Below are 16,234 nucleotides of genomic sequence, written 5' to 3' on the forward strand. Positions count from 1 at the left end.
TTGGTATTAAACATTTATAACTCAGAAGCAAACACCGCATATTTTTACAAGCTGGCTTAGCGTGATGAAAAGGGATAACAAGCTAAGCCAACCGTAGCGTACTCCTAATTACTGAACATTTTGTAGAATGCTTAAAGGGTTCTCAAATTACAATGACTTGTATAGATCGTTGTTAATCACAAAAGCTATGTGATTTCCAAAACCAGTTTCCCAATATGTTGCTTGCGTGAAAATACTTCTTGCGCTTGACCTATCTGGTTCAAGGGAAATGACTCCGCGACTAAGGGACGAATTGCGTTCTGTTCGATATAGCGAACCAAGTTACCGAATACTTCTGATGCCAAAACGGTACAACCAAATAACGCTAGGTCTTTAAGGTAAAGAGTTCTTACATCCAGCTCGACAATTGGGCCGCCTATGGCGCCGGAAACAGCGTATCTTGATCCTGGCTTTAGTACCTGAAGAAATTGTGGCCACTGCTCTCCTGCGACCAAATCAATCACTACGTCAACGCTGTTTTCTCCGAGAGTCGCTGTTAAATTTGCATCGCGAGGGATAACTTGGTTTGCTCCTAATGCCGTGATCTGTTCTTTCTTTTCTGGGCTGGCGATAGCAATGACGTATGCTCCACGCGCCTTCGCCAGTTGGATTGCGGCAGAGCCAACACCACCGGATGCCCCTGAAATCAGTACGGTATCACTCGCTGTGACATTAGAGCGGACAAGCATGTTCTCGGCAGTTGAATAAGAACAAGGGAAGGAGGCCAAATCGATATCCGATAAACTACTATTCACAGCAAATGCATGTTTACTGTCAACAACAGTGAACTGAGCAAAGCCACCATCACATTCTGAACCGAAGTACCAAGGCGAGCTAAGTGCTTGACTGTTGAAGCGCGTAATACATGGTTCGATGAGCACACGCTGACCGATTCGTGATGGGCAGATATTCTCACCAACAGCGACGATGGTACCGCATACATCGGCACCTTGGATTCGAGGGAGAGATAGCGCGTCTCCTGACCAACTTGCATCCATGCTATTGGCGTCGTTTTTAGAATACCATGCTGTTCGGGTATTGATGTCGGTGTTATTGACTCCGGCGGCGGCAACTTGGATCAATACATCATCAGGCGAGGGGACTGGCACAGGTATATCATCGCGGTAACGAAGCATATCTGGCCCACCATGACCGATAAGTTGGACGCCTTTCATTACTTTCGGGATTGTGGTCATTGATTGTTCTCCTTCATTAGTTCTAGCAGAGTGTGTTCAGCGGATGCAAAGGCAGCGTGACCGAGAACCGGCCATGCGTTGGATAGACCTTCATGTAACAAGAAGAGTGTGGTTGCGAGGTCTTCTCGCTGACTTAGTTGGAGCATAAGCTGACGGACCGCCAATTTGTGTTGTTTTACTGCTTGATTAATCGATAGATTTTCTGGATAGGCTGCTAATGCATTGATGGACATGCAGCCATTCGGTGCAAACTCTTTCATCCAATCCTCGAGGCGAGTGAATAGGTGTAATACAGCCGGTGTTCCATTGGCAGGGGCGTCTTCGAGCAAAAAACTCAAATACCTTTGATGGCGATGCTCGAGAGCTGCAACAATCATCGCTTCCTTGGAGGGGTAGTATTTGTACAGGGTTCTCAGGCTGACTTCGCAGGCGTTTTTGAGTTGGGGGACGCTCGGCTCGGCGAAGCCATACTGACTGAATGCTTTTTCTAGGCTTACTGCGATTTTTTCTTTCACTATTTGACATACCAGGTAGAACGTTTGTTTTACCTAAGGGTAGAATAAACTTTCTACCTCAGTCAATGGTGTATTTAAACTCTGTATTGAAAGCCCGACGTAATGCCGGGCTAACTTAAGTGATTTTTATCGATTCGGAACGTGAATCAGTGTGCCGTTGCGTGCTGCTCTCCACGCTTGTCTAGCATTCCGCTGAAACGGGTTAGTAGTAGAGCACCTAATACTACGATCGCGCCAATCCAAGGTGTGTGCATCAGCCCAGCATTGGCCACGATAAGGCCACCGCCCCAAGAACCCAGTGCAATACCTACGTTAAACGCAGCAATGTTGAGACCAGAAGCGACGTCGACTGCATTAGGTGAATATTTCTCTGCTAGTTTGACAACATAAACTTGAAGTCCTGGAACGTTACCAAAGGCAAAGGCACCCCAGACAAGAATGGTCACTACTGCAGAAATTGGATTAAATGCTGTGACACTAAACACGAGCAATACCACAATTAGGCCCGAGAAAATCGCTGTCAGAGCTTTGATTGGCCCCATAGAGTCGGCCATCTTTCCGCCCCAGATGTTGCCGAATGCGACTGATACACCATAAACCAACATAATTAGGCTGATAGCGCTAGAGCCAAACCCCGAAACTTCTTCCAAAATAGGAGCCAAGTAAGTGAAGGCTGTGAACGTACCACCGTAACCGAGCGCGGTGATTGCGTACACCAAAAGTAGACGAGGTTGAGTCAAGACTTTTACTTGCGATGACAGCTTGGTTGCTGGTGGTTGTTTCAGATTACTCGGCACTAGCAGAGCGCTTCCTATCAGTGCGATGATTCCAAGGATCGCGACGATTAGGAAGGTTGCCTGCCAACCAAATGTCTGGCCAATCCAGGTGCCAAGTGGCACGCCTGTCACTAGAGCTACGGTGAGACCGGTAAACATAATAGCAATTGCGCTAGCGGCTTTTTCTTTTGACACTAGGCCAGTGGCGATAGTCGAGCCGATCGAAAAGAACACACCGTGTGCAAGCCCGGTCAGTATCCTTGCTGTAACTAGTGTGTTGTATCCAGGTGCTTGCCAGGCTAACAGATTGCCAAGAACAAACAGTGCCATAACAGAAAGCAGAACGTACTTTCTTTTCCAGTTACCAGTCAGCGCTGTTAAAACGGGAGCACCAACCGCGACACCAAGTGCGTACAGGCTAACTAAAAGACCCGCTGAAGGTAATGATACGTTGAGGTCGGAGGCCATAGTCGGTATCAGACCGACAATTACAAACTCCGTGGTTCCAATAGCAAAGGCGCTAAGCGTCAATGCAAGTAAAGCTAAAGGCATAACAACTCTCTCTTAAAATCATTGAATATGAATGGATAAACGAATAGCCCGTCTCCATGTCGTGTATTATTAAAGAGTTATTCGTTGCGAAAAATGGTGTTTATTACAAAATACTTTTGTTATAAATGATTAAAATGCGCAGTTAAGAAAGGGGATGAAATGTTAACCCGATCAGATGAATTAGAGATTCTCATGGCAGTTGTGGATAGTGGTGGATTTTCTTCCGCTGCTGATGCACTAGGTATTCAAGTCGCTAGGGTATCTCGTGCGGTTAGTAAAGTTGAATCACAGTTGGGGGTAACCTTGCTGAATCGCACGACACGCAGAGTGGAAGTTACTGAGGAAGGGCATCAGTTTGTTGAAGCGGTTCGCTTAGGTTTACTACAAATACAGCAAGCTGAAGAAGAGATCATCACACGAGGTGAATTACCCAAGGGGCGCTTAAGAGTTGATGCCGCTAGCCCATTTGTTTTACATCAACTCGTGCCGTTAATTCAGCCATTTAAAGAGGCTTATCCTGATATTCAACTCGATCTTACCTCTAATGAGGGTTTTGTGGATCTATTGGAAAAAAGAACCGATGTGGCGATACGTATTGGACGATTATCGGATTCAACACTGCATGCTAAACCTTTAGGAACAAGCCCACTATTTATCGTTGCCACGCCTGGTTATTTATCTAAACGAGGTTTCCCTGAAGCGGTGGGCGATTTGCGCAGTCATAACTTGATCGGTTTTTCTGGCGCTAAAGTGTTAAATCAGTGGCCATTACGAGGGTTTGAGATGATAGAGCCTGATATCCTATCCAGCAGTGGTGAAACGGTTAGACAGTTAGTGCTGGCAGGGAACGGCATTGCATGTTTATCTGGCTTTATGGTGAAAGATGATCTTGATTCTGGACGGTTAGTGGCATTGTTTGAATCGGAAAAAATCACAAATACTGGACGAGAACAGGTCAATGCTGTGTTCTACAAATCTTCTTCAGTCTCTAAGCGTATTTCCGCGTTCATCGACTTTATTCAACCAAGACTTACTTTAAAATAACACTATTATTGTTGTTTTAACAAAAGAATTTTGTCGTTATTGCAGCTTTTGTTTTTCCAACTGCCAAGCCTAGCGTGCCACCCCTTAGTAAGGTGGCACATATTTTTATTTGATCTTAGTTAAAGCGTGGCAACACGTACTGAGCGATCTGTTCCATTGATTTATCAATTGGTTGGCTATTACGACGGAAATGCAACCCGATGTGATTGACTCCTGCTTCTTGCATTTTTTCTAGCTCATCGCTCAAGCCATTGACTCCGGCCCGGATACCAAAATGATGCCGAACGACTGGTGCATTTGGGTTATCGACTAAATCAAGATGAATAAAGCTGGCGTAGGGTTTGTTTCCCGCTACGGAGCGCCAAAGTGCAACGCGGTGTTCATGATCATCAGGTGTGCCTGGGTAGGCGAGCCAGCCGTCTAGGTTTTCTCCTATCCATTGTGGACTTTGCTGCGCTAACCCTGCGACATAGATAGGAATATCAGCAAACTCGGGTAATAACTGTAGATCGTTACCCAGTTTATCATTTTGCGTATCTTTCAAAATCTCTACACTTTCTCGAAAAGCTGAGCCACGGCTGTCAAAGTTGGCATTAAAAACGGGATATTCACTAGGGCGGTCTCCACTAGCCACACCGAGTATCAGGCGGTCACCACTTAACTCGTTGATGGTCGCAGCGGCTTTTTTCACTAGCCAAGGTTGTCTTAACGGTAATACTATCGCTGCTGTCCCTAGTAGAATGTTGTCGGTGCACGCAGAGAGATAGCCAAGATAACTGAACGGTTCATAAATTTGTGCCGCGTCTCCAAAGTTAGGGTCGTACAACGGGACATCTCTCACCCACGCTACGTTAAAGCCTAACTTATCGGCTAACATAATACGCTGTTTATGTGCACTCATGTCTGGTACGCCGAATGGTTTTCGTTGGAGCAGGCGTTTTGTCTGGCCTTCTTGGGTCCAGTCATTATCTAGGGGGAGCTCAACACCGATGGTGAATCTGTTACTTAAATCTTTATGCATTATGAAGCCTGACTATTACTTTGAGTACTAGGAGGCAAGGTGCCTCCCTGATATTCAGGACACTATGAGATTTTTGTTGTGAGAAAAAGCGGCAAAAAGACAAAAGTGTTTTGCCACAAACAGCGGTGGTCTTTAAAGGAACTGGTGGTTCTCTACCTTGATTTCTTGCTTGATGAAGTCAATAAAAGAGCTGATCCGGCGTGAGGTACTGGCATTTTTGTAATACACCGCATGAACTGGCTGTTCGACATTATGCGTGTGTTCACTAAGCACGCCCACTAAGCGACCAGCTTGTCGGTCAGAGTAGGTCATAAAGTCAGACAGGCAAGCTATCCCCGCACCATGTAAGGCTAAACATCTTAGCGTCTCGCCATTATCAGATCTTAGGCTACTCATAATACGCAGAAGTTTGTTCTTATCATCCATGATCGGCCATTCCTTAAGATACTCCGGCTTGTTGAATCCAAGTAGCTTGTGATTGAGTAACTGATCTATTGAGGTTGGAGTACCATGTTGTCTTAAATACTCTGGACTCGCGACGATTCGAATCCGACTTTTACCAAGAAATATCGCGCGCATGGTTGAGTTTTGTAGCTCACCGATACGAAAAGCAACATCGGTTTTTGTTCCCAAAAGGCTAATATTTTCCTCATTGGAATTGAGATCGATTTCGACTTCTGGATACAAGCTCTGATATTTAGCAATGTGCGGCGTTAGTACGTGCAGTAAGAAGGGGGTAGCTGCGTTTATTCGTAGGAGGCCAGAAGGCTTATATTTCTGGCTTTTCAGTTGTGCTTCGGCATTCTCTACTGCTTCTACAATATGTCTGACTTTATCGAGGTATATCGTTCCTTCATTAGTAACATCTAACTTACGGGTTGTGCGATTTAACAAGGTCGTTTCGAGTTTGGCTTCTAGCCGAGATACCGATCGACTCACCGCCGAGACGGTCATCGATAACAGTTCAGCCGCAGAGCTGATTGAACCCGTATCGACCACGGCCATAAAGGTGCGCATTTCATCTAGAGTAGCTTTCATTGTTGAATATATTTCAAATTAGATTTGAGTATTGTTAACTTTACGGAAAGTTTCTTGCGGCGTAAAGTTTTGCTTCGAATCAACTATAAAATCGATAATTCAGGAGATTTAGATGAAAGTACCATCATTTGGCGTCGGCACGTTTCGTTTAGAGGGTGAAGTAGTTAAGGATTCAGTCCGTAATGCGTTAGAAGTGGGTTACCGCGTAATTGATACTGCACAGATTTACGGTAATGAGGCAGAAATCGGTGAAGTATTGACACAGTCCGGTATTGCACGTGATGAGCTATTCATTACGACCAAGATCTGGGTTGATAACATGAACACGGAACAACTCATTCCAAGTCTAAAAGAGAGCTTAGAAAAGCTAAATACAGATTATGTGGATTTGACCTTGATCCACTGGCCTGGCAATAACAATAACTTGAACGAATACATGGCTTCATTACTTGAAGCTAAATCGCAAGGCTTAACCCGTAATATTGGCGTATCCAACTTTAATATTGACTTGTTGCAACAAGCGATAGAAGTGGTCGGTAAAGAGAATATTGTTACTAACCAAATCGAGCTTAGCCCTTATTTGCAAAATCGTAAGTTGGTCAGCTTCATGCAGGAAAACGATATTCAGGTAACGTCTTACATGACCTTGGCATATGGGAAAGTACTTGGGGACCCAACTATTGCAGGTATTGCTGAGGACTATCAGGCCACGCCAGCTCAAGTCGCGCTTGCTTGGGCTTTGTCAAAAGGTTACGCGGTGATCCCGTCTTCAACTAAACGAGAGAATTTAGCAAGTAACCTGAAAGCACTTGAACTTAATCTGAGTGAAGAGGCGATTGCAAAGATAGATGCGTTGGAAAGAAATGGCCGCGAAGTAAACCCTGAAGGGCTAGCGCCTGAGTGGGATGATTGAGTGAGTTTCACAGGAAATCATTGCCTAAATGACACCTCTGCAATCGCTGACTTCCTCAGCGTTTGACGGTAGTACAACACCATAGACGATAACGGCTCGCTTGTCTGACGATAGTGCGAGCTTTTATCTTTTTGGCCTATTAGTTTACTGTATTCTCCCGGCCTTCAATTTGGCCGGGAGACGTCATTTAGAGAACAGTTACCATTCGATTGTAGAGCCATCAAATACGCGGAAGCTTCCGGATTGCTCAAGTGTTAGCTGTTCTGCGACCGAAACAATGCCTGCAACACTTTCCTCGGCAGAAAAGGTTGCGTCCTCACCGCCCATATCGGTTTTTACCCAGCCGGGATGAACTGCGACAGTTTTTACTCCTTGCGATTCGAGATTGCGTGCTGCTGATACTAGAACCTGATTAAGCGCTGCTTTAGATGCTCGATAACTGTACATGTTACCTGAACTGTTATCGCTTAAACTCGCAACTCGGGTTGAGATTCCCACGATGGTTTTGTGCTGACTTTTCGCAACGTTGTCTTGTAGGGCTTGAATTAGCAGGGCAGGTGCGACGGTATTTATGTTTAGTACTTCTAGCCATTTTTTCTGGGTCATTTCGCCAAGCTTTGCACACTCTTCGCCTAATACACCTGCATTAAGAATTAAATGATCGAGCGGACGATCCGCTAATTGAGTGGCTAACTGATCGATATCTTGTTGGTTAGTGACGTCTAGAGCCATCAGTTGAAGTTGATTGGGTTGGGTTACTAGTTCATTGAGCTGCTTAGCATTTTCTGGTGAACGACAAGTTGCGATAACTTGCCAACCTTTTCCAAGGTAGTGGCGGACAAATTGCAAGCCTAAGCCACGGTTAGCGCCAGTGATTAATACAGTAGACATCGCTTCTCCTACGTTGTTGAGTTGAACAACGACTATATTAGAGGCGACGTATAAGCATGTAATCAAAACAGTACAAAAATGGCCTAGGATTCGACATTGTCAAATCTTAAAGTTTGAGAAAGATGCTGGCAAAGTGTTTTAGCCTAGTGACCGTCAGTTCGGAGGCAGCACCGCTAACACCTGCAACAGCAACGACTTTACCATCCAAGTAAAGGGGGATCGCTAAGCAATTGAGGTTTGGCTCTGCCTCTTCTAAATCGAGTGCGTAACCTGATAATACAACCTGATTAAGTTCAGTTTCTAACGTGGGGGATATTTGGCTTTCAAGGCGCAATGTTCGGCGAAGCTCATCATCAAAACTAAGAAAAACCTTGCCGATCGCAGATGTTGTGAGTCCTTCTCGTTTCCCTCTCGGGCTACGGATAGTAAGAGGGTTATCCTGCTCTATAGCATCGATATACAAGTACTCTTTAGCGCCACTTTGTACAGCGAGGTAAGCAGTGTTGTTAGTCATTTGGGCCATTTTTTTCAGCAATGGAACAAAATGTTGTCGGATAGCTTCGTTTTTTTGTTCAATCGGCTTAGACAGTTCATAGCATCTAAACCCTAGGCTGTAGCTATGGTTGTGTTTGGATACATATCCAAGAGAGTGTAGAGTCGCAAGTAACCCGTGAACAGTCGTCTTATTTAACTGGATCGCATTACTGATCGTCTGTAATGATAGGGGAGACTCACTCATCGAGAGCAACTCGAGGATTAGAAAACCTCGCTCTAGAGACTGAATGTTTTTTCTTGCCTTGGGCACAAAGACTCCTTGATGATGGTGTTGCATCTGAATGGCTTACTGATGCTTCCACCTATAACAAACCACTACGCTGGTGGTTTGGTTTTATTAGAGAATATACTCAGCACTTAAACTGATCGGCTCGTTGTATGCATCCACAAGGGAGTTTTTTCCTTGCTTCTTAGCATTGTATAACGCTTGGTCTAATATCGAATAGAGCTCATCAAAGTTGGTGAGTGGCATTGAGGTTGATAGATAGGCCAGACTCGCAGATATATTCAATTGATGGTTATTAAGCGAATGTACACTCTTTTCTGAAATTGTTTTATGCAGACTTTGTATTCTAAAGGGAACGTCAATCTCATCGACGTTTTTCAATAGCAAGATAAACTCTTCTCCACCTAAACGACCCAAGTACTCTCCCTTATTAAGTTTAGCTTTAAGCGCTTTGCATACCTGTTGTAGTACTAAGTCGCCAGTCGGATGACCATACTGATCATTAATCGCCTTAAAGTCATCTAGATCGATTAATGCTAGAACGTAGCGGAAGTCTCCTTCCGCTTTGGAGGTGTGGCTTTTAATCGTCTCTATAATTGCCGCTCTGTTTAATGCACACGTTAAGCTGTCTATTTTGGCTTTTAAGCGTGTTTGTCGCTGAACCATCAATGCCAGAGCGAGGAGAATCAATAAACAGAAAACAACAAAATTATAAGTGCGTTGTTGGTCTGTGAGTTTTTCAAACTGGTACTGACTTAGAAGAGTTTCGTTGTTCAACTGCGCGACTTGTAGATCATATTCATACTCTTTTTTAGTGAGATCTAGTGCCTCTAACGCCTTGATATTACTCGCGTCTCGGTTCGTTAGTTCAATCGTCGAGTAGGCCTTGTGATGCTCCAGCGCCTTTTTGTAATCATTTTGAGCTTGGTATGCTTTTGAGAGGAGTAATTGGGCTTGCGCTTGCAATAAGGGCCTAGCGTTTTTTACCGCTAATCTTAACGCAATTGTACCGTGTTCAATCGATTTTTCGGGTGTATGGTTCTTTAAATATGCCAATCCAGCAGCCAAATGACCCTCTGTTTCAAGGTGCGTATTCTCATAAGTTTGGGCAATGTTTAATGCTCTTCCAATGTAATCTACCGCGGTATCCAATTGCCCAGAATCGGCCAAAGCAGCAGATAACCCTAAATAGGTCAACCCTTGCCCGTATGGGTAATGAAGTTGTTCGAGAATCGTTAATGCATTTTTGTAGTGGCTGATGGACTTATCGAGTTCTTTGGATTTTCTGTACATCGCTCCTAGACTATGTTCGACTTGCGCAACTTCAAGAGGTGTCCCTTCATCTTGGCGAACCAGTAAGGCTTGAATGAGATATTGCTCTGATTGTTCAAATTGCCCCAGCTCTGCAAGTAAATTGCCGACGTCATTGTAAATCCCTGAAGGATCGCTTTGCGTCGACATGTTGGCCATCAACTGTCGATACAAACTTAAGGCTTTTTCATAGTCACCGCGGTAATTGTAGTTATTTGCTACCACGCGCAAAGCAAGATCAACAGGGAAGTTTTCTTGATGCTTATGATTTAAGTGGCTCTCTAAGGATGAGCAATAAAAGTTTGCTTTGTGATAACGACCTTGTTGATTCAGCGTATAACAAAGTTGATAGTTCATCAGAGCCTTGCCTTCGGAATCGGATATTTTCTTCATTGTCTGTCGCAAAGAAGAAAAGCTATCTACTGAGGCCTCGTAACTACCATGCTTACGTTCATTTAAGGCAAGAATATATTCTGATTCTAATTGAGAAAAATGGTTGTCTAAGACTTGACTGCTGCCGTAGTAAGGCTGATTTATGTTTGACATATATTCATAAATCAATCCACTTACGTAGAGCTTTTCGCTGTCCGATTTCGCTGTATGGTAGCGATCTTGAAGCATGCTCAATGCCGACTCAGGGTTGCTTCGTAGTGTGGTTTGGTAGACAGAGTGCCACTGTGTGATATTTTGGTTTGGTTCAATATCTTGAGTGTCGCTTGCATATACTGGAGTGAGCAAAAGTGACGCAAGCAAAGGATAGAGCACGCGCATGTTTAAACGAGCCTTTAATTTAAGGTGCCTTTAAAGTTGAGTTATCATAGCGCTTTTAACGCATCAGCGTTGTGATTAAGTTGGGTGTACTAAGAAAAAGAGTAGTAAAACTATGCACTTGGTCGAGATATTGAAAGAAGAGGCATAAAAAAGAAAGACCTCAACATAAAGTTGAGGTCAGAAATCTTTAATCAATGTAAAGCTTTGCTAGATCTTGAGGCTCCATTTCTTTGCCTTCTAACTGATCGTTCCAGTTAGTTCCAACAAGAACACCATCTTCAGCAAGAGTCAAAAGCCAATCTTCAACAAAGATATCTAATGGGATTTCTAGTACAGTAAAATCTGCCCATTCTTCAACATTATGTGCTTCTGCATCTTCTTTAGAAGACCAGAAAGGCATGACTTCGCTGTTTTCGAATTCAGTTGAATCGCAAGATAGCCAACCTTCTTCATTGCGTAAACCCCAAACCAATTGGTTTTCTTTCGTTTCTGCAACAAAAAGGTCAAGGTTCGCTTGGATATCTGATGTAAGTTTGCTCATTTCAAAACTCTCGTTGTTATGACGTGGCTAGAGTAACACTAAAGTGCCGATTCCTAAAGCATAATACGGTTGTCGAAATGAGTAAAAATAAAGGAGCCGAAGCTCCTTTTCTGAGGTTAAGTATTCACTCGTTTTTGTTTGCTTTGTGCTTGCAGAGCAAACAAAAACAGGTACTTTACCTTTCTGGAAGAGTTGTGAATATTGTCCACTCTCTTTTTATCTCGCCTTTGTAACCAACGACTGATGCGGTTACTCGACGATTTAAAGCATGGCTGACTTCATCGGTCCCTTGCTGTGCTAAGTGAGTGTCACCAAAACCAACAATGCGGACTCTACTCGGTTCGATGTCGTAGCTTAGTAGGGCTTCACGGACATTGCGTGCTCGTCTTTCAGAAAGATCTTGGTTATGCTTTGAACCACCAACTTTACTAGCATAGCCGTGCAGCTCTATCGAAGTAGTAGGGTACTCTTTTAAAAAGTCGGAAAGCTCTCGGACTTGTCTTCTGAAGACTGGATTGATCTCATCAGAGTCGTTAGCAAAAAGTATCCGCACTTGCATGTTATCTGATGCTTTAATGTATTCTCCACAACCGTCGTTGTCGACCTCTGAGCCTTCAGGTGTACCTGGGCACATATCTCGAGCATTGATGACACCATCGTTATCGTCATCTTGCAAATCTGCTATTTGTTCTGCATTTGGTACAGGACGATACTCATATTCGTCTTCAGCAACAACGTGTTGAGTGATGGCGAGCATACCCAATGCAAATAGAATCTTCACTGGTTTCATGATCAGTACTCCACCTTTTCATTCCATTCTGTAGGTACATCGACACGCAAGGCATTTAACAATTGGCCAGTCGCGTTCATAACGCGGTACTTGGCGTACTGCTCTGAGTATCGAGCATCCAAGTAGTTCTTTCTCGCTTCGAAAAGTTCGTTTTCAGTATTTAACAAGTCCAGCAGAGTGCGTTTTCCAATGCGATACTGCTTTTCGTAGGCGATGACAGTTTCTGAGGCCGAATCTACGTGATCCGCTAGGAACTCTTTTTGTTGAAGTGTTAAATCTAACGCACTCCAAGATAGACGAAGACCTTCTTCTACTTGGCGGTATGCACGTTCTCTTAGGTCTTTTGCTTTATTTAGTTGGTAGGCAAAACTTTCAGCGTTGGCTACGTCACTACCACCGTTAAAGAGGTTGTAACGCATACGTAACATTGCTGTTGTCTCTTCGCTGCTTCCTTCGATACCGCTTGCATCATCACGCCATGTTTGAGCCGCTTCTACCGATATCGTTGGGTAGTAAGTTCCCTTAGATTGCTTGTATTGGAACTTTGCAGAGTCCACATCAGCTACCGAAATTTTGATTACTGGATGTGACTCGAATGCCAAGTCAATCGCTTCATCGATGGTGTAGGGAATAAAGTTTTGGTCCGCTCTTGGGAAAATCAATCCTTGTGGTGACTGTCCGACAAGGCGTGTAAAGGTGGTGTGGCTGTCATATAAGTTGTTCTGAGCTGCCACCAAGTTACCATGAGCCTTTGCTAAACGAGCCTCTACCTGGGTTAGGTCTGCTGTAGAACCGATACCTGAGTTAACTCGCTTTTTAATGTCTTCATAGATCTTCTTATGCACTTTCAAGTTATTCTCGGAAAGTGTAAGAATTTCATAAGCTTTTACTGAGTCTAAATAAACTTTCGCGACCTCTAGAGCGGTGTCTTGGGCATCAGCTAGAAGTTGATAACGGACCGATTCAGCATCAGCTGCTGTTCGATCCATATCATTAAGTGTCGCTGAGCCATCCCATATTAGCTGGGTTAGTGTCACGGTGGCTTCTTTTCTTGTCAGATCGGTTGAATCTCGCCCTGACTCTGCGGGTTTGATTCCTTCGTAACCGATACCGGCATCTAAGTCTACGGATGGGAGGTAAGCACCACCAGATGCTTCATTCACATACTGCTTGCTAACGAATTCATTGAACGCACTTTTGATGTCAGGATTGGTTTTTAATGTGTTTTCAACCGCTTGCTCTAGCGTTTGCCCAAAAGCATGACTAGCGGTGAACATACCAATACAAAAGGCGTTGGCACGAGTCCACTTCACTGTGATTCTCCTAGATAATGGTAAAAATTCTCGAGGTGATAGGGCTTATAAGTGGAATACTTATAAGGGCGTCAATAATTTAGCGCACAATAACATTAATATGCGATGAAGTAACCTGTTGATTCGCTGTTCATTTGTTTCAATTTTGATAAATCAACCTACTAAATCTGCCTAAAACTTGAATTAAGATCTCAAATTAAAGATGGAGGTAATGGCTAGAAACGAGTGTCCAGATTTTAATAAAATAAAACACTTATGCGTCTGGATTCTTATTGATGTATGACACATAATTACTTCATTGAGCATCAAATTGCTGTTATTGCACTATATATTCGGGCAATATATAGCAAATTAGTATTATTAGTCAAAAACTTGACAGTTATTTAGGGTTAAGGTTTATATGGATCGTACAGCATTAGTGCCACTCGGTAATCAAGTCGTCGTAATAGGTTTGGATGGGCAGCTGAGAGTCCTTGCAGAAGGACAGCAGCCTCTACCAGGTGAAGTGATAGTGGCAATGACAGATGCTGCGCCTCAAGACCTGAAAATTCAGCTTGCTCAAGAGCAAGGTTTAAAAGATATTTCAGACGATGTAGCACAGATTATTAGTGCTATTGAGCAAGGTCAAGACCCTTCTGCTATTGATGAAGAACTCGCACCTGCAGCGGGTGAAAATAGTGGCTCCAGTTTGCAAAATAGTGCCACGATTGTACGAGATGGTACTGAAGTGCTAGCCTCAACAAACTTTGAAACTATTGGCTTAGAATCCCTCGGCTTATCTGAAACTCAAGCGTTGACCTTAAATGATTTCTTCACAACAGGTATCGAGACAAGTGGGGATGGCTCAAGTAAGCCACTTACTAATTCTCCAGTGACATTAAGCGCTGTTGAGGAAGATAGCGATCCAATCACGATAACTACTGAAGAATTACTATCGAACGTCAATATTGATGATGCCGATACTCTTGTCATTACAAACGTCACTATTGAGAGTGGGAATGGCACCTTAATTGATAACAGCGATGGATCTTGGACTTACATTCCAGAGGCTGACGATGACACTGAAGTGTCATTCTCCTATGACATTATTGATAACGATGGCGGTGTTATTAATGGCACTGCTAACTTAGATATTACGCCTGTTAATGACGCGCCAATAGCAACTAATGATGCGATTCAAACTGACGAGGATTCCCAGGTTGTAATTGATGTGCTCGCTAACGACAGTGATATTGAAGGTGATGATTTAATCATTACCTCTGCTTCTGTACCAGAAGAGCAAGGTATCGTTGAGATTATCGATGGTAAGCTTGTTTTCACTCCGGCTGAAAATTTCAACGGTAATGCAACGATTAGCTACACCATCTCAGATGGTGAGTTAGAGGATGAAGCTCAAGTTTCGGTAACAGTAAACTCAGTTAACGATGCGCCTATTGCCTCTAATGATACAACAATTACAGAGGAAGATAGCTCAGTAACGATTGATGTCCTGCCAAACGACACCGATATTGATGGCGATACGCTGTCGATTGAATCGGCGTCCGTACCTGAAGCGCAAGGCACAGTCGAGATTGTTGATGGCAAACTGGTCTTCACACCGGCTGAGAACTTCCATGGTGACGCTGAAATCACTTACACCGTGACCGATGGTGCACTGACTGACCAAGCGACGGTTAACGTCACCGTGAATGCGGTGAACGACACGCCTGTGGTTGAAAGCAGCATTGCAGACCAAACCTTGGCAGAAGACTTTACGCCATACAGCATCGATCTAAACACCGCTTTCAGTGATGTGGATAATGTGGATGGCGAGTTAACGTTTAGCGTCTCTGGTAATAGCAACATTCAAGTGGCGATCGTCAACGGTATTGCTACGTTCACTCCAACCGCAGACTGGAACGGCTCAGAAGCGTTAACCTTTACTACCACCGATCCAAGCGGTGAAAGCGTCAGCCAAACGGTGAACTTCACAGTAGCGCCTGTGGCGGACATCGTGGCAGATAAAGCGACGGTTGTGGAAGACACGCCGACCATCATCAAGGTCTTAGGTAACGACACGTTCGAAGGCAACGACAAAGTGGTGTCGCTGGATACCAATCACGGCCCAGCTAACGGCACGGTCTCGGTCAACCCGGATGGCAGCGTCACTTACACGCCGAATGACAACTACCACGGTACAGACAGCTTTACCTACATCGTTACCTCCGGTGGGGTATCGGAGTCCACCACGGTGAACATCGATGTCACGCCAGTGAATGACGCGCCAGTGGCGACCAATGACAACGCCGTTACTGACGAAGACACGCCAGTGACGATTGATGTCCTGCCAAACGACACCGATGTGGATGGCGATAAGCTGTCGATTGAATCGGCTTCCGTACCTGAAACACAAGGTACAGTTGAGATCGTTGATGGCAAACTGGTCTTCACACCGGCTGATAACTTCCATGGTGACGCTGAAATCACTTACACCGTGACCGATGGTGCACTGACTGACCAAGCGACGGTTAACGTCACCGTGAATGCGGTGAACGACACGCCTGTGGTTGAAAGCAGCATTGCAGACCAAACCTTGGCAGAAGACTTTACGCCATACAGCATCGATCTAAATACGGCTTTCAGCGATGTAGATAACGTGGATGGCGATCTGACCTTCAGCGTCTCCGGCAACAGCAACATTCAAGTGGCGATCGTCAATGGGATTGCTACGTTCACTCCAACCGCAGACTGGAACGGCTCAGA

General features: G+C 44.4%; 14 protein-coding genes. 3 read left to right on the forward strand and 11 right to left on the reverse strand.

Annotated features, from left to right (window positions below):
• Positions 1-185: 185 nt before the first annotated feature.
• The 3 genes from R7P35_RS15655 to R7P35_RS15665 form a co-directional block, all read right to left on the reverse strand.
• Complete coding sequence (locus tag R7P35_RS15655) at positions 186-1,235, reverse strand: alcohol dehydrogenase family protein (protein WP_053350364.1); 1,050 nt, start codon at positions 1,233-1,235, stop codon at positions 186-188.
• The gene (locus R7P35_RS15660; RefSeq protein WP_169629159.1) at positions 1,232-1,753 is read right to left on the reverse strand and encodes a TetR/AcrR family transcriptional regulator; all 522 of its coding nucleotides are present in this window, start codon (positions 1,751-1,753) and stop codon (positions 1,232-1,234) included. The genes R7P35_RS15655 and R7P35_RS15660 overlap by 4 nt, the downstream gene beginning before the upstream one ends.
• Before the next feature lie 143 nt (positions 1,754-1,896).
• Complete coding sequence (locus R7P35_RS15665; protein WP_169629157.1) at positions 1,897-3,078, reverse strand: MFS transporter; 1,182 nt, start codon at positions 3,076-3,078, stop codon at positions 1,897-1,899.
• 159 nt (positions 3,079-3,237) lie between these two features.
• Between R7P35_RS15665 and R7P35_RS15670 the strand changes: the two genes are divergently transcribed.
• The gene (locus R7P35_RS15670) at positions 3,238-4,122 is read left to right on the forward strand and encodes a LysR family transcriptional regulator (RefSeq protein ID WP_042523726.1); all 885 of its coding nucleotides are present in this window, start codon (positions 3,238-3,240) and stop codon (positions 4,120-4,122) included.
• A 115-nt stretch (positions 4,123-4,237) separates the two neighbouring features.
• Here the strand turns inward: R7P35_RS15670 and R7P35_RS15675 are convergent, their stop codons facing one another.
• The gene (locus R7P35_RS15675; protein ID WP_017635965.1) at positions 4,238-5,143 is read right to left on the reverse strand and encodes a TIGR03571 family LLM class oxidoreductase; all 906 of its coding nucleotides are present in this window, start codon (positions 5,141-5,143) and stop codon (positions 4,238-4,240) included.
• A 132-nt stretch (positions 5,144-5,275) separates the two neighbouring features.
• Positions 5,276-6,181, reverse strand: coding sequence for a LysR family transcriptional regulator (locus R7P35_RS15680; RefSeq protein WP_017635966.1), 906 nt, complete (start codon positions 6,179-6,181; stop codon positions 5,276-5,278).
• A gap of 112 nt (positions 6,182-6,293) precedes the next feature.
• Between R7P35_RS15680 and dkgB the strand changes: the two genes are divergently transcribed.
• Positions 6,294-7,094, forward strand: coding sequence for a 2,5-didehydrogluconate reductase DkgB (gene dkgB / locus R7P35_RS15685; protein WP_053304418.1), 801 nt, complete (start codon positions 6,294-6,296; stop codon positions 7,092-7,094).
• Positions 7,095-7,292: 198 nt separating this feature from the next.
• Here dkgB and R7P35_RS15690 read toward each other — a convergent pair whose 3' ends face one another.
• From R7P35_RS15690 to R7P35_RS15715, 6 genes are all read right to left on the reverse strand, one after another.
• Positions 7,293-7,985, reverse strand: a complete 693-nt coding sequence (locus R7P35_RS15690) for an SDR family oxidoreductase (protein WP_054577009.1) — start codon at positions 7,983-7,985, stop codon at positions 7,293-7,295.
• Positions 7,986-8,091: 106 nt separating this feature from the next.
• Positions 8,092-8,790, reverse strand: coding sequence for an IclR family transcriptional regulator (locus tag R7P35_RS15695; RefSeq protein WP_017635969.1), 699 nt, complete (start codon positions 8,788-8,790; stop codon positions 8,092-8,094).
• A gap of 87 nt (positions 8,791-8,877) precedes the next feature.
• Complete coding sequence (locus R7P35_RS15700; protein WP_213904987.1) at positions 8,878-10,848, reverse strand: diguanylate cyclase domain-containing protein; 1,971 nt, start codon at positions 10,846-10,848, stop codon at positions 8,878-8,880.
• A 187-nt stretch (positions 10,849-11,035) separates the two neighbouring features.
• Positions 11,036-11,389: a DUF2750 domain-containing protein gene (locus R7P35_RS15705; RefSeq protein WP_005377352.1), complete on the reverse strand. Its 354-nt coding sequence runs from the start codon at positions 11,387-11,389 to the stop codon at positions 11,036-11,038.
• Between the two features lie 175 nt (positions 11,390-11,564).
• The gene (locus tag R7P35_RS15710; RefSeq protein ID WP_005377354.1) at positions 11,565-12,179 is read right to left on the reverse strand and encodes an OmpA family protein; all 615 of its coding nucleotides are present in this window, start codon (positions 12,177-12,179) and stop codon (positions 11,565-11,567) included.
• Between the two features lie 2 nt (positions 12,180-12,181).
• The gene (locus tag R7P35_RS15715; protein ID WP_017635971.1) at positions 12,182-13,492 is read right to left on the reverse strand and encodes a TolC family outer membrane protein; all 1,311 of its coding nucleotides are present in this window, start codon (positions 13,490-13,492) and stop codon (positions 12,182-12,184) included.
• Positions 13,493-13,892: 400 nt separating this feature from the next.
• Between R7P35_RS15715 and R7P35_RS15720 the strand changes: the two genes are divergently transcribed.
• On the forward strand, positions 13,893-16,234 hold a 2,342-nt coding region (locus tag R7P35_RS15720), incomplete at its 3' end, for a tandem-95 repeat protein (protein WP_318092321.1).

The sequence above is a fragment of the Vibrio sp. Vb0304 genome (genome assembly GCF_033338995.1).
Lineage (GTDB): Bacteria > Pseudomonadota > Gammaproteobacteria > Enterobacterales > Vibrionaceae > Vibrio > Vibrio alginolyticus.

Coding starts and splice junctions, on each gene's coding strand:
- R7P35_RS15655 (WP_053350364.1), bottom strand. CDS start 1,235: ATGACCACAATCCCGAAAGTAATGAAAGGCGTCCAACTTATCGGTCAT.
- R7P35_RS15665 (WP_169629157.1), bottom strand. CDS start 3,078: ATGCCTTTAGCTTTACTTGCATTGACGCTTAGCGCCTTTGCTATTGGA.
- R7P35_RS15670 (WP_042523726.1), top strand. CDS start 3,238: ATGTTAACCCGATCAGATGAATTAGAGATTCTCATGGCAGTTGTGGAT.
- R7P35_RS15675 (WP_017635965.1), bottom strand. CDS start 5,143: ATGCATAAAGATTTAAGTAACAGATTCACCATCGGTGTTGAGCTCCCC.
- R7P35_RS15680 (WP_017635966.1), bottom strand. CDS start 6,181: ATGAAAGCTACTCTAGATGAAATGCGCACCTTTATGGCCGTGGTCGAT.
- dkgB (WP_053304418.1), top strand. CDS start 6,294: ATGAAAGTACCATCATTTGGCGTCGGCACGTTTCGTTTAGAGGGTGAA.
- R7P35_RS15690 (WP_054577009.1), bottom strand. CDS start 7,985: ATGTCTACTGTATTAATCACTGGCGCTAACCGTGGCTTAGGCTTGCAA.
- R7P35_RS15700 (WP_213904987.1), bottom strand. CDS start 10,848: ATGCGCGTGCTCTATCCTTTGCTTGCGTCACTTTTGCTCACTCCAGTA.
- R7P35_RS15705 (WP_005377352.1), bottom strand. CDS start 11,389: ATGAGCAAACTTACATCAGATATCCAAGCGAACCTTGACCTTTTTGTT.
- R7P35_RS15710 (WP_005377354.1), bottom strand. CDS start 12,179: ATGAAACCAGTGAAGATTCTATTTGCATTGGGTATGCTCGCCATCACT.